The 12,577-nt window shown below is 73.3% G+C and carries 10 protein-coding genes; 1 reads left to right on the top strand and 9 read right to left on the bottom strand.

Annotated features, from left to right (window positions below; all coding sequences use genetic code 11):
- The first annotated feature begins 150 nt into the window (after positions 1-150).
- Positions 151-912 (top strand): DUF5995 family protein, encoded by a 762-nt coding sequence (locus ACIRPP_RS16820; RefSeq protein WP_403642906.1) that lies wholly within the window; start codon positions 151-153, stop codon positions 910-912.
- On the opposite strand, the gene ACIRPP_RS16815 is transcribed toward ACIRPP_RS16820, so the two are convergent.
- The 9 genes from ACIRPP_RS16815 to ACIRPP_RS16775 all read right to left on the bottom strand — a co-directional run bounded on the left by ACIRPP_RS16815 (position 873) and on the right by ACIRPP_RS16775 (position 12,548).
- On the bottom strand, positions 873-2,570 hold the full coding sequence (locus ACIRPP_RS16815; protein ID WP_403642903.1) for a flavin monoamine oxidase family protein: 1,698 nt from the start codon (positions 2,568-2,570) through the stop codon (positions 873-875). The genes ACIRPP_RS16820 and ACIRPP_RS16815 overlap by 40 nt on opposite strands.
- A gap of 58 nt (positions 2,571-2,628) precedes the next feature.
- Entirely contained in the window at positions 2,629-3,417 is a 789-nt protein-coding gene (locus ACIRPP_RS16810) for a carbon-nitrogen hydrolase family protein (protein WP_164442836.1), read from the bottom strand.
- A 259-nt stretch (positions 3,418-3,676) separates the two neighbouring features.
- Positions 3,677-4,951 (bottom strand): MFS transporter, encoded by a 1,275-nt coding sequence (locus tag ACIRPP_RS16805; protein ID WP_403642901.1) that lies wholly within the window; start codon positions 4,949-4,951, stop codon positions 3,677-3,679.
- A 332-nt stretch (positions 4,952-5,283) separates the two neighbouring features.
- Positions 5,284-5,736, bottom strand: a complete 453-nt coding sequence (locus tag ACIRPP_RS16800; RefSeq protein WP_164343190.1) for an Lrp/AsnC family transcriptional regulator — start codon at positions 5,734-5,736, stop codon at positions 5,284-5,286.
- A gap of 10 nt (positions 5,737-5,746) precedes the next feature.
- Positions 5,747-7,225, bottom strand: a complete 1,479-nt coding sequence (locus ACIRPP_RS16795) for an amino acid permease (protein WP_403642897.1) — start codon at positions 7,223-7,225, stop codon at positions 5,747-5,749.
- A 298-nt stretch (positions 7,226-7,523) separates the two neighbouring features.
- Positions 7,524-8,966 carry a GuaB1 family IMP dehydrogenase-related protein gene (locus tag ACIRPP_RS16790; protein WP_403643068.1) on the bottom strand — a complete coding sequence of 481 codons (1,443 nt, stop codon included), beginning with the start codon at positions 8,964-8,966 and terminating at the stop codon, positions 7,524-7,526.
- Between the two features lie 226 nt (positions 8,967-9,192).
- Positions 9,193-10,236: a sugar-binding domain-containing protein gene (locus tag ACIRPP_RS16785; RefSeq protein WP_164334253.1), complete on the bottom strand. Its 1,044-nt coding sequence runs from the start codon at positions 10,234-10,236 to the stop codon at positions 9,193-9,195.
- Positions 10,237-10,314: 78 nt separating this feature from the next.
- A complete protein-coding gene (rpe, locus tag ACIRPP_RS16780) occupies positions 10,315-11,001 on the bottom strand; it encodes a ribulose-phosphate 3-epimerase (RefSeq protein ID WP_403642894.1) in 687 nt (228 codons plus the stop codon).
- Between the two features lie 128 nt (positions 11,002-11,129).
- Positions 11,130-12,548 (bottom strand): RsmB/NOP family class I SAM-dependent RNA methyltransferase, encoded by a 1,419-nt coding sequence (locus ACIRPP_RS16775; RefSeq protein WP_403642891.1) that lies wholly within the window; start codon positions 12,546-12,548, stop codon positions 11,130-11,132.
- Positions 12,549-12,577 lie beyond the last annotated feature (29 nt).

The raw sequence follows: 12,577 nt of genomic DNA, 5'->3' as shown, positions 1-12,577 counted from the left end.
TGCGCGCGGCCCGCCGGCCGGACCGGCGCTGGGCACGTGAGCCTGCCACCGTACTGCTCCCCCTCCCCCGCGGCGGACGCGTTCCCCCGTTCCGGGGAAGCGTCGGGCCCGCCGCCACTGCCCCCACCCTAAACGTGCGACTCTGCGCCCATGCCGGAGTGCGAACAAGTCCTGATGTCGGTGGACACGGTCATCGCCCGGATGCGTGCCGTCGACGCCGCCCTGCCCGAGCGGGACGGGATCGCGGTCTTCAACCGTGTCTACCTCGCCGTCACCGAGTCGGTGGACCGGCGCATCGACGCTGGCCGGTTCGCCGACGCGCGGGCGGCGACCGTCCTGGACGTGCGGTTCGCGCAGCGCTACCTGGCCGCCCTCGACGCGGTGCTGGACGACCGCCGGCCGCCGGCCTGCTGGCGGCCCCTGTTCCAGTTCCGCCGTCATCCCGGGGTACGCCCGCTGCAGTTCGCGCTGGCGGGCATCAACGCGCACATCGGCCACGACCTGGCGCTCGCCGTGGTGGACACCTGCCGTACCCTCGGCTGCGAACCGGCGCGCCTGGAGGACGACTTCGACCGGGTGGGCGACCTCCTCGTCTCGCTGGAGGAGCGGATCCGCGAGGAGCTGATGCCGGGCCCCGACCTGTTGGAGATCGCGGACCCGCTGACCCATCTGCTGGGCGCGTGGAGTCTGGAGCGGGCCCGCGACGCGGCCTGGACGGCGGCCCGGGCCCTGTGGGCGCTGCGCGGGCTGCCGGACGTCGCCGGGGACCTGACCGCGCGGCTGGACACCGCGGTGGGCTTCGCGGGCCGCATGCTGCTCACGCCGCTGCCCGGCCTGCCGGAGGGGAGGTCCGGCCGGTCGGGCAGGGCCGCTCAGTCCTCGGGCAGTTCCACCGGCGCGATCTCGTCGTAGACGTCGCCGGGGCCCGGGTTGGACGGGTCGGTCCCGCCGCCGAGGTGGTGCATGACGCCCCAGACGGCGTTGAGGGCGGTCTGCACGGCGCCCTCCGCCCAGCCTGCCGTCCAGGAGATGTCGTCGCCCGCCAGGAAGATGCCCCGCTTGTCCTCGGGCAGCCGGTCCTGCATGAAGTGGGTGAACAGCCGCCGCTGGTAGCGGTAGTGGCCGGGCAGGTTGGCCTTGAACGCGCCCATGAAGTAGGGCTCGTTCTCCCAGGACACGGTGACCGGGTTGCCGATGATGTGCTTGCGGATGTCGACCTTCGGATAGATCTCGCCGAGCGACTTCAGCATGACCTCCATCCGCTCGTTCGCGGACAGCGGCAGCCACTTCAGGCTGTCGTCGCACCAGGTGTAGGACAGGCAGATGACCGCCGGCCGGTCGGGGCCGTCGTCGAGCAGGTAGGTGCCGCGGGTCATGCGGTCGGTGAGCGTCATCGACATGACGTCCCGGCCCGTCTCCTCGTCCTTGTCCAGCCAGAAGGGCCGGTCGACGGGCACGAACAGCTTGGAGCTCTCCATGTAGTGGGTGCGCTCGATCGCCGTCCAGTGGTCGATGGGGAACAGCGCGTCGTCGCAGGCCACCTTGGACAGCAGCATCCAGGACTGGGCGGTGAAGATCGCGGCGCGGTAGGTGCGGATGTCGCCCTCCGCGTCGGTCACCGTGATGCGGTTGCCCGCGGTGCGGTGCAGCCGGGTGACCGCCGGGCGGGGCTCGCCGTCCACGTGCAGGGACTTCAGCGAGGTGCCGTACGGCCAGTGGACGATCTTCTCCGGCTCGCGCTCCCACATCCTCAGCGGCAGCTGCTGGGAGCCGCCGACGATGCCGCGGTGGTGGTCGTCGGCCTCGGTGTAGACGACGCGGAGGATCTCCAGGATGGAGTTGGGGAAGTCGGTGTCCCAGCCGCCGGTGCCGAAGCCGACCTGGCCGAAGATCTCGCGGTGCCGGAAGGACTTGAAGGCCTCGGACTCGCAGAGGAAGCCGTAGAAGGTCTGGTGGTCCAGCTTCTCCACCAGCCGGGACCAGATCTCCCGGATGCGCGGGACGTCCCGCTCGCGCAGGGCGCGGTTCATGTCGGTGAAGTCGGCGCCCTCCTCCAGGCACCGGGCCCAGGCGTCGGCCACGTCCCGGTAGACCTGCGGCAGGTCGTCGAGCGTCTCCGCGTAGTGGGACTCGCCCTTGAGGTCGACGACGGTCGACGGGGTTGCCTCCGCCAGCGGGTTGGGGAACGGCCGCGTCTCCAGGCCGACGAGGTCGATGTAGTGCTGGAGCGCCGTGGAGGACGGCGGGAACCGCATGGCGCCCATCTCGGCGGTGAGGGAGGGGTCGCAGCCGTCGAAGCCGACGGTGCGCAGCCGGCCGCCGATCCGGTCGGCCTCGTACACGACCGGCTTCAGGCCCATCTTCATCAGCTCGTAGGCGGCGACGATGCCCGACAGTCCGCCGCCGATGACGGCGACCTCGGTGCCGTGCTCGGTCGCGGGCACCTGCCCGAGGCCGGCCGGGTGGGCGAGGAAGTCGTCGTAGGCGTAGGGGAAGTCCGGGCCGAACATGGTGATCGGCGGCTGCTGCTCGTCGGCGTGCTCGACGGCGTTGGGCACCGTGGACGTCATGGGGTGCGGACTCCTTGCACGGGTGGGACCGGGGTACGGCTGGGGTGGGACGAGGGGGTCAGGTGAGCGGCCCGTAGAGCTCCGGGCGGCGGTCGCGCAGATACGGGTTGGCGGCGCGGGAGGCGGCCAGGAACTCGGGGTCGGCGTCGGCGCAGACGAGTTCCTCGGCGCGGCCGGCGCGGGCGCGGGCCACGCCGTCGGGCCCGGCGAGCACGGACAGGCCGGCGAACTCCAAGTCCCCCTCCGTGCCGACGCGGTTGGCGTAGGCGACGTACATCTGGTTCTCGAAGGCGCGCACCGGCACGAGGGACTCGGCGACGAACTGGAAGGGGTGCATCAGCGCGGTGGGCACCAGCAGCAGGTCGGTGCCCGCCAGGGCGTGGGCCCGCACGTTCTCCGGGAACTCGACGTCGTAGCAGATCACCAGGCCGACGGTGAGGCCGTTCAGCTCGGCCTGCACGACCGGCCGGCCGCCCGGGGTGAAGTGCTCCTGCTCGAAGCAGCCGAAGAGGTGCGTCTTGCGGTAGTTGGCGAGCCGGGCGCCGTCGGCGCGTACGAGCTGGACGGAGTTGTACACCGCGTCGCCGTCCCGCTCGGGGTAGGAGTAGGCGATCGCCAGTCCGTGGCGGACGGCGGTCTCCGCGACCGCGTCGGCGGCGTCGCCGTCGGCGGGCTCGGCCAGCCGGCCGATGTCGTCGCCGATGGCGTAGCCGGTCAGGAACAGCTCCGAGGTGACCAGCAGCCCGGCTCCGGTGGCGGCGGCACGGCCCGCGGCCTCGTCGAGGACCTTGAGGTTCCCGGCGACGGATCCGGGCCGTCCGGAGCTCTGGAGCAGGGCGGTACGCATGCGTGTTCCTCACCGGTACGCGGGCTTCTGGGGGTCAGCTAGACCGTACGGTCGGCCCGCTCACCCGGACAAGACGGACCCGTTGCGCGCCGGTGAGCGGTTCGTTGCGTCTCGGGGGCGGTCCGCGGTGATTCGTTGCGCGGGCCGTCCGAAGGCTTCCGGAGGGACGGAAACGCAGGTCAGGGCGGGGATGCGGGGGCCTGCACGGCGGGCTTTCGCCCGCGCCCGGGCCGGGTGGTCCGGGCGCGGGCGGGCCCGCTCAGCGGTCGGCGTCCCCCGGGGCCGTCGCGGCGGGGGTCCCGTCACCGGCGGCCGTCCCGTTGGAGGCCTCCTCGCGGAGGCCGGGGCGGGCCCGGCGCGGCCGGGCGACGAGACACAGCGCCGTCACCAGGTAAGGCACCGCGAGGACCGCGAAGACGGTGCCGTGCGGGGCCCGGGCGGCGAGCAGGGCGTAGCCGCCGAACACGGCGACCGTGGCCAGCTCGGTGCCCAGTCCCGCCACCGAGGTCAGGGTGGCCCGCCCGGCACCCCCGATGCGGTGCTGGAGCCGTGCGTCGGCCAGGACGGTCGCCGCCTGGAAGCCGCCGAAGGCGACGGCCACGAGGAGCACGCCCGACGGCGTGCCGGTGGCGGAGCCCACGGCCAGGGCGAGTGCGGCCACCGCCAGCAGCACCGCGAGACCGGTGGTGCCGAGGCGTTCGCCCTCGCCGGCCAGCAGGCTTCCGGCGGTGGCCCCGGCCCAGATCACCAGCAGCAGGAGGGGCACCGTGCCGTCGGCGACTCCGGTGTCGCGGACCAGCAGGGGCGTGTACTCGTCCAGGGCGCCCCAGACCGCGGTGACCGCCGGGACCAGGAGCAGGGCGCCCCGCACCGACCGGTCGGCGCGCGCCTCGGCGAGCCCGCTGCGCAGGGCGGCGGTCCAGTGGTCGTGCCCGGCGGGCGCCGGGGTGCGGTGCTCGGGGAAGCGGGTGGCCGTGGCCGCCGCCAGCAGGCACACCAGGACGCTGGCGGCACCGACGGCGAGGTGGCCGCCCCAGGTCAGGACGGGGCCGGCGAGCAGCATCGACGCCATCACGGCGATCAGGCCGGCCGCGCGTGCCCGCCCCATGACACGGGCATAGCGGCCGACGGCGCCGAGCCGTTCGAGTTCGTCGTGGACCAGCGCCTCCATGGCGCCGGAGACGAGGGCTCCGCCGATGCCCCACAGCACGAAGCCGGCCGCGAAGGAGCCGTAGGAGGGCAGCAGGACCCACAGGGTGAAGCCGGCGGCGGTGAACAGCGGGCCGAGGCACAGCAGCAGCCGGCGGGACACGGCGTCGGCCCAGGCGCCGGACGGGATCTCCAGCACGATGTTGGTGATCGACCAGAGGGCGAACAGGGAGGAGATCTCCCCGACCGAGAGGCCGGTGTCGCTGAACAGCAGCGCGTACACCGGGTAGAGCAGGACGCATTCCTCGAGGAACGCGTAGCCGTACAGCGTGCTGGTCAGCCGGCGGACGGGGTCGCGGGGCGCACGCGTGGACGTGAGGGGCATGAGGCCTTCCCGTAAGGGCGGTTCGGACACCGGACGTGGGACGTACGGCGGCCGGGCGGCCCTCGGGAGGCACGGCGGGGGGATCAATGTCGCCAGGTCATGACACCGATGGTAGTCCGCCGGGCCGGGATCCGTCCCGGCGTCGGCGGAGCCGGTGCCCGGCCTTCCAGGGTCTTTCGTTCGGATCAGGCCGGATCAGGGAGCGGAGCCCGACGCTGGGGCTCGCAAGGCGGAGGAGGGCGGCAGGGCGGAGCCCTGACAACCGACGACAACGCGGCGAGGCGCGGTGCCGGGCCCCGCGAGCCCGGCATGATCCGAACGAGAGGCCCTGGCTAGGTCGGCGACCCGGAGGAGAAGCGGCGCAGCAGCGGCGACAGCACCAGCACGGACTTGGTCCGCTCGACGAAGGGCTCTCCGGCGATGCGTTCCAGCACCCGCTCGAAGTGCCGCATGTCGGAGGCGAAGACCTGCGCGACCGCGTCCGCCTCCCCGGTGACGGTGGAGGCGGACACGACCTCCTGGTAGCGCTCCAGGCCGCGCTGGATGGTCTCCGGGGAGGTGTTGCCGCGGCAGTAGATCTCGACGAACCCCTCGGTCTCCCAGCCGAGCGCGGCCGGGTCGACCCGGACGGTGAATCCAGTGATGGCCCCGGTGGCGCGGAGCCGGTCCACGCGCCGTTTCACGGCGGGCGCGGAGAGGCCGACGACCTGGCCGATGTCCGCGTAGGACCGGCGGGCGTCCTCGGCGAGGGCGTGCACGATGCGTTCGTCGAGATCGTTCAGCACTGCGGGTGGTTCACTTTGCTTCCGTGGTGTCCGATGCGGCGAGCCGGGAGCGGCGGTAGCCGTACCCGAAGTAGAACACGAGTCCCACGGCCATCCAGACACCGAAGACGACCCAGGTGACGGTGGACAGGCTGCCCATCATCCACAGGCAGAAGCCGAGGCCGACGGCGGGCAGCAGCGGCGACAGCGGTACGCGGAAGGTGCGGGGCATGTCGGGGCGGCTCCGGCGCAGCACCACGACGGCCACGTTGACCAGGGCGAACGCGAACAGGGTGCCGATGCTGGTGGCGTCGGCGAGCTGGCCGAGGGGGATGGCGGCGGCGAGCACGCCGCAGAAGAGGGACACGATCAGGGTGTTTTGGCGGGGCGTGCCGGTCTTGGGGCTGACCCGGCCGAACACCTTGGGCACCAGCCCGTCGCGGGACATGGCGAACAGGATGCGGGTCTGGCCGTAGAGCACGGTGAGGACGACGCTGGCGATGGCGATGACCGCGCAGAACGCCAGCAGGGTGCCCCAGAAGGACTGGCCGGTGACCTCGGTCATGATCTGGGCGAGGTCGGCCTCCGACTCGGTGAACCGCTGCCAGGGCTTGGCGCCCACGGCGACGGCGGCGACCAGCACGTAGAGCGCGGTGATGATGGCGAGCGACAGCAGGATCGCGCGGGGCAGGTCGCGCTGGGCGTTCTTGGCCTCCTCGCCCGCGGTGGAGGCGGCGTCGAAGCCGATGTACGAGAAGAACAGGGTCGCCCCGGCGGCGCTGACGCCGGCCATGCCGAGCGGCATGAAGTTGTCGTAGTTGCCGGAGCGGAAGCCCTGGACGCCGATGGCGCAGAACAGCACGAGGGCGCCGATCTTCACCACGACCATGATCGTGTTGGCCCGGGCGGACTCGCGGGCGCCGCCCATGAGGAACGCCATGGCGAGCAGGACGACGATCAGCGCGGGCAGGTTGAAGACGCCTCCGTCACCGGGCGGCGCGGACAGCGCGGCGGGGATGGTGACGCCGATGGTGCCGTCGAGGAGTTCGTTGAGGTACTCGCCCCAGCCGACGGCGACGGCGGCGACCGAGACGCCGTACTCCAGCATCAGGCACCAGCCGCAGACCCAGGCGACGAGTTCGCCCATCGTTGCGTACGCGTACGAGTAGGAGGAGCCGGAGACGGGGATGGTGCCGGCCAGTTCCGCGTAGGACAGCGCGGAGAACAGGGCGGTCAGTCCCGCGATCACGAAGGACAGGGTGACCGCCGGGCCGGCCTTGGGCACGGCCTCGCCGAGCACCACGAAGATGCCGGTGCCGAGGGTGGCACCGATGCTGATCATGGTCAGCTGCCACAGCCCGAGGGAGCGGCGCAGCGACCCGCCCTCGCCCTGGCCGCCCTCCGCGACCAGGCGTTCCACGGGCTTGCGACGCATCAGGCGCGCACCGGCGCCCTGGGCGGGCGGGGTGGGGGGAGGCGGGTTGAGCGGGGGTGCGCCTTGATCGAGCACGCGCTGACTCCTTCGTCACTGCCGGTCCTGCGCGAGGGGGACCGGCGGACTCCCGCGACAGCCGGGACCCGTCGGGCGGGTCCCCGCCGCACCACGTACAGCGCGTAACCCTACGAGTTCGCGCGTTGCCTTCGAAATGCAGCAACCTTGCGCGCCTCCGCAAGATCATTGCGTTCGCGGGGGCCGGGTGGCTGTTCGTTGCGCACGCCCCTTCCCGTCGGCGTGGCGGGGCACGCCGACGGGCTCCGCCGGCCCCGGGACGGGCCGGCGGAGCCGGGCGGGAGAGGGGTGGCGCGGGTCAGGTCCAGCTGGCGTGCAGCGGCTTGCCCTCGGCGTATCCGGCGGCGCTCTGGACGCCGACGACGGCCTTCTCGGCGAACTCCTCCAGCGAACCGGCGCCGGCGTAGGTGCAGGAGGAGCGGACGCCCGCGATGATCGAGTCGATCAGGTCCTCGACGCCGGGGCGGTCCGGGTCCAGGAACATCCGGGAGGTGGAGATCCCCTCCTCGAACAGCGCCTTGCGGGCGCGGTCGTAGGACGACTCCTCCGAGGTGCGGTTGCGCACGGCGCGCGCGGAGGCCATGCCGAAGGACTCCTTGTAGGGGCGTCCGTTCGCGTCGTGCTGAAGGTCGCCGGGGGACTCGTAAGTCCCGGCGAACCAGGAGCCCACCATCACGTTGGACGCGCCGGCCGCGAGGGCCATGGCGACGTCGCGCGGGTGGCGGATACCGCCGTCGGCCCACACGTGCTTGCCGTGCCTGCGCGCCTCGGCGGCGCACTCCAGCACGGCGGAGAACTGCGGCCGGCCGACGCCGGTCATCATGCGGGTGGTGCACATGGCGCCGGGGCCGACACCGACCTTGACGATGTCCGCACCCGCCTCGATCAGGTCGCGCACACCGGCCGCGGCGACGACGTTGCCCGCGGCGACCGGCACCTGCGGGTCGAGGTCGCGCACCAGCTTCAGCGCGTTGATCATCGACTCCTGGTGGCCGTGCGCGGTGTCGATGACGAGGGTGTCCACACCCGCGTCCAGCAGTTGCTGGGCCTTCCCCGCGACGTCGCCGTTGATGCCGACGGCGGCGGCGATGCGCAGCCGCCCCCGGGCGTCGGTGGCCGGCGTGTACAGCGTGGCGCGCAGGGCGCCCTTGCGGGTCAGGATGCCCGCCAGGCGGCCGCTGGAGTCGACGGCCGGGGCGTAGCGCCGGTTGGCGCCGTCGAGGGTGTTGAAGGCCTCGCGGGGGTCCATGGCGGCGTCGATGAGCAGCAGGTCCCGGGACATGACCTCGGCGAGCTGGGTGAAGCGGTCCACGCCGGACAGGTCGGTGTCGGTGACCACGCCGACCGGCCGCCCGTCGTCGTCGACCACGACGCCCGCGTTGTGCGCCCGCTTGGGCAGCAGGGCCAGGGCGTCGGCCACGGTCTGGTGCGGGGCGAGCACGATCGGGGTGTCGAGCACCAGGTGACGGCTCTTGACCCAGGCCACGACCTCGGTGACGACCTCGATCGGGATGTCCTGCGGGATGACCACGAGTCCGCCGCGGCGGGCCACGGTCTCGGCCATGCGGCGCCCGGCGATGGCGGTCATGTTGGCGACGACGAGCGGGATGGTGGTGCCCGTGCCGTCCGGGGAGCTGAGGTCCACGCCCTGACGCGAGCCGACCGCGGAGCGGCTCGGCACCATGAACACGTCGTCGTACGTCAGGTCGTACGGGGGCTGGATGTCGTTGAGGAAACGCACGTGCTGCACATCCCAGTCGATCAGAGGTGGCCCCCGGACAGGTCAGCCAGGGGGAAAGAGCACGTACTTCATTCTCGCACGACGGACGGACGGTCCCCCGCGGTCGCATCGTCCAGCCCTGGCCCGCACCCCCTTGGAGGAACCTCCGAACGGCGCCGGGCGGGCCACCGGAACGCGCCCCGCCGCGGCGGGTCCGGCGCGGACCCGCCGCACGGGCGACGGGGCGTCAGATGCCGTCGGGGTCCGACCGGTTGAGGGCGGGCTTCGGCGCCGGACCGGCGGCCAGCAGGTAGTCGGCGGCCGAGGTGTCGGTCACCAGGCTGGTGACGAGCCCGGACCGCAGCACCGCGTCGATCGCGGGGCCCTTGCGCTGCCCGCCCGCGATGGCGACCACCTCGGGGATGCGGCGGAGCTGGTCGGCCTTGACGGTGATGCACCGCTCCCCCAGGTCGCGCCCGATGCGGCGGCCGTCGGAGTCGAAGAGGTGCGCGGACATCTCGGCGGCGACCCCGAGGGAGGCGTAGTGCGCCCGCTCCTCGTCGCTGAGCATGTCGTGGACCGTCGAGATGCCCGGCTCCCAGGAGCCGATGGACACGCACGCCACGGTGACCTTGTCGAAGTACTCGAAGGCCCGCGCGATGCCGGTCTGGTGCCGCAGCGCCTGCGCGGTGGCCGCGTCCGGGAGCAGCATCGGCGCGTAGATGGGGTGCGCGTCGCCGCCCGACACCTGCGCGGCGCGCCGGACCGCCTCCACCGAACCGCGCTCGGCGGTCCCGGCGTCGTACACGCCGGTGAGCTGCACCACGGTGCACGGCGGCAGCTTGTCGAGCGCCGCCGCCATGTGGATGGTGGACCGGCCCCAGGCCAGCCCCAGCACATCCCCCTCGTCGACCAGTTCGCCGAGCAGGTCGGCGGCCACTTCTCCCAGATTCTCGGGGTCGGGGGTCTCCTCGGCCTCGGCCGGGGACTCGACCACCACGGCGTGCCTCAGGCCGTAGCGGGCGCGCAGCGCGTCGGAGCGCTCCGCGTCCAGCTCGGCCGGCACTCGGATCTCGATGCGCACGAGATCCCGTTCGAGGGCGGTCTCCAGGACCCGGGCCACCTTGAAGCGGCTGACGCCGAACTCCTCCGCGATCTGGATCTTGGACTTTCCCTCGAGGTAGAAGCGGCGGGCCATGGCCGCCGCCTGCACCAGCTCAGCGGGTCCCATCCGCATGGCTGACCGGCCCGCCGACATACCCGACACGGCGATCTCCTCACTGCTGTTCACACTCTGGATTCGCCGTTCATCCTTGCAGATCCGGCGCTGTCGATGGGTCCTGCTGGCTGCCGTTCACGCCCCGGACGCTCAGTGGTCGCACGCCCAGGACGCCTTGCCCGTGGCGGCCTCCGCCTGGTCGCGCAGGGCACGGACCGCCTCGGCCGGGTCCTCGGCCCCGTACACGGCGGACCCGGCGACGAAGACGTCGGCGCCCGCGTCCGCGCACTGCTCGATGGTGGCCGCCGACACCCCGCCGTCGACCTGCAGCCACAGCTGAAGGCCGTGCTTGCGGATCAGCTCACGGGTGCGGCGGATCTTCGGCAGCATGATGTCGAGGAATGCCTGCCCACCGAAGCCCGGCTCAACCGTCATGATCAGCAGCATGTCCAGCTCGGGCAGCAGGTCCTCGTACGGCTCGACCGGCGTCGCGGGCTTGAGCGCCATGGAGGCCCGGGCGCCCTTGGCGCGGATCTCGCGGGCGAGCCGGACCGGCGCGGCGGCGGCCTCGACGTGGAAGGTGACCGAGCCGGCGCCCGCCTCCACGTACTGGGGCGCCCACCGGTCGGGGGCCTCGATCATCAGGTGGCAGTCCAGCGGCGTGTCCGTCGCGCGGGCGAGCGACTCCACGACCGGCACGCCGAGCGTGAGATTGGGGACGAAATGGTTGTCCATGACGTCGACGTGGAGCCAGTCGGCTCCCTCGACCGCCCTCGCCTCGTCCGCGAGGCGGGCGAAATCGGCGGACAGGATGCTGGGGTTGATCTGCGCGGCCATGCACCAAGCCTGCCATGCCCGGCCCGCCCGGCTCCCGCCGGTCCAGACCTCTGCCGGTTCCCGGCACCTTTCGCCCGCCGGACGGGGCCCGCGCCGGGCGGGCGAGGGCGGGCACGGACGGGGCGGGGTCAGCCGGTCCGGCGGATCAACGCCAGGTACATCGCGTCCGTCCCGTGCAGGTGCGGCCAGAGCTGTACGTCGGGCCCCTCCCCCAGGCCGGGCAGGTCCCCCAGCAGCGGGCGGGCGTCGACGAGCTCGGTCTCCGGGAACTGTTTCAGCAGGTCACCGACGACGGCCCGGGTCTCGGCGAGGTGCGGCGAGCAGGTCGCGTAGCCGACCACTCCCCCGACCCGTACGGACTCCAGGGCGGTGCGCAGCAGTCCGCGCTGGAGGGGCGCGAAGCCGTCCAGGTCGGCGGGGCGGCGCCGCCAGCGCGCCTCGGGGCGGCGGCGCAGGGCCCCGAGTCCGGTGCACGGCACGTCGACCAGCACCCGGTCGAAACTGCCGGGCCGCCACGGCGGGCGGGTGCCGTCGGCGGCGATCACCTGGTACGGGCCCTGGTTCCCGGCCAGCGCCCGGGCGACCAGGCCGGCCCGGTGCGGCTGCTTCTCGGAGGCGAGCAGCACGGCACCGCGTTCGGCGGCGAGCGCGCCGAGCAGCGCGGCCTTGCCGCCGGGGCCCGCGCAGCCGTCCAGCCAGAACCGGTCCGGGCCGTCCAGGGGCGCGTGGGCGAGCGCGAGGGCCACCAGCTGGCTGCCCTCGTCCTGCACCCCGGCCCGGCCCTCGGCCACGGCCGGCACGGCGCCGGGCTCCCCGCCCTCGGCCAGCCGCACGGCGTACGGGGACCAGCGTCCCGGCACGGCGGCCTGCTCGTCGAGCAGTTCGCCGGTCGTGGCGCGGCCGGGGCGGGCCACCAGGGTGACCTCCGGACGCTCGTTGTCGGCCCGCAGCAGGTCCTCGATGCCGGCCCGGCCGCCGCCGAGGGAGTCCCACAGCGCGGAGACGATCCAGCGGGGGTGCGAGTGGACGACGGCGAGGTGGTCCTCGGGGTCGGCGTCGTAGGGCGGCGCGACCTGCTCCAGCCAGCCGTCGAGGTCCTGCCGGGCGACCTTGCGCAGTACGGCGTTGACGAACTTGGCCCGTCCGTCGCCGAGCACCACCCGGGCCAGCTCGACGGACGCGGACACGGCGGCGTGCGCCGGGATCCGGGTGCCGAGCAGCTGGTGCGCGCCGAGGCTCAGCACGTCGAGCACCGGCGGGTCCACCTCCCGCAGCGGCCGGTCGACGCAGGCCGCGATCACGGCGTCGTAGGTGCCCTGGTGGCGCAGCGTGCCGTACACCAGCTCGGTGGCGAGCGCCGCGTCCCGGGCGTCCAGCTCCCCCTTCTCGCGCGCCTTGCGCAGCAGCGGCGGCAGGACGAGGTTGGCGTAGGCGTCCCGCTCGTCAACGGCCCGCAGGGCCTCGAAGGCGAGGATGCGGACGGGGTCCTTCTGGGGCCTACGGTACGGCTTGCCGGTCCGGCGGGGCCGACGGGGCTGGTCGCTCACGGAAAAGGGTGCTCCGGGTGTGGGGTGAA

It is taken from the genome of Streptomyces sp. NPDC101219, from assembly GCF_044767675.1.
GTDB lineage: Bacteria > Actinomycetota > Actinomycetes > Streptomycetales > Streptomycetaceae > Streptomyces.
The sequence above is the reverse complement of the archived record's forward strand: the minus strand, read 5'-3'. Positions and strand labels throughout refer to the sequence as shown.

Excerpts from the sequence above, each read along its gene's own strand:
- ACIRPP_RS16820 (WP_403642906.1), top strand. The coding sequence starts at position 151 with ATGCCGGAGTGCGAACAAGTCCTGATGTCGGTGGACACGGTCATCGCC.
- ACIRPP_RS16815 (WP_403642903.1), bottom strand. The coding sequence starts at position 2,570 with ATGACGTCCACGGTGCCCAACGCCGTCGAGCACGCCGACGAGCAGCAG.
- ACIRPP_RS16810 (WP_164442836.1), bottom strand. The coding sequence starts at position 3,417 with ATGCGTACCGCCCTGCTCCAGAGCTCCGGACGGCCCGGATCCGTCGCC.
- ACIRPP_RS16805 (WP_403642901.1), bottom strand. The coding sequence starts at position 4,951 with ATGCCCCTCACGTCCACGCGTGCGCCCCGCGACCCCGTCCGCCGGCTG.
- rpe (WP_403642894.1), bottom strand. The coding sequence starts at position 11,001 with ATGGCCGCGCAGATCAACCCCAGCATCCTGTCCGCCGATTTCGCCCGC.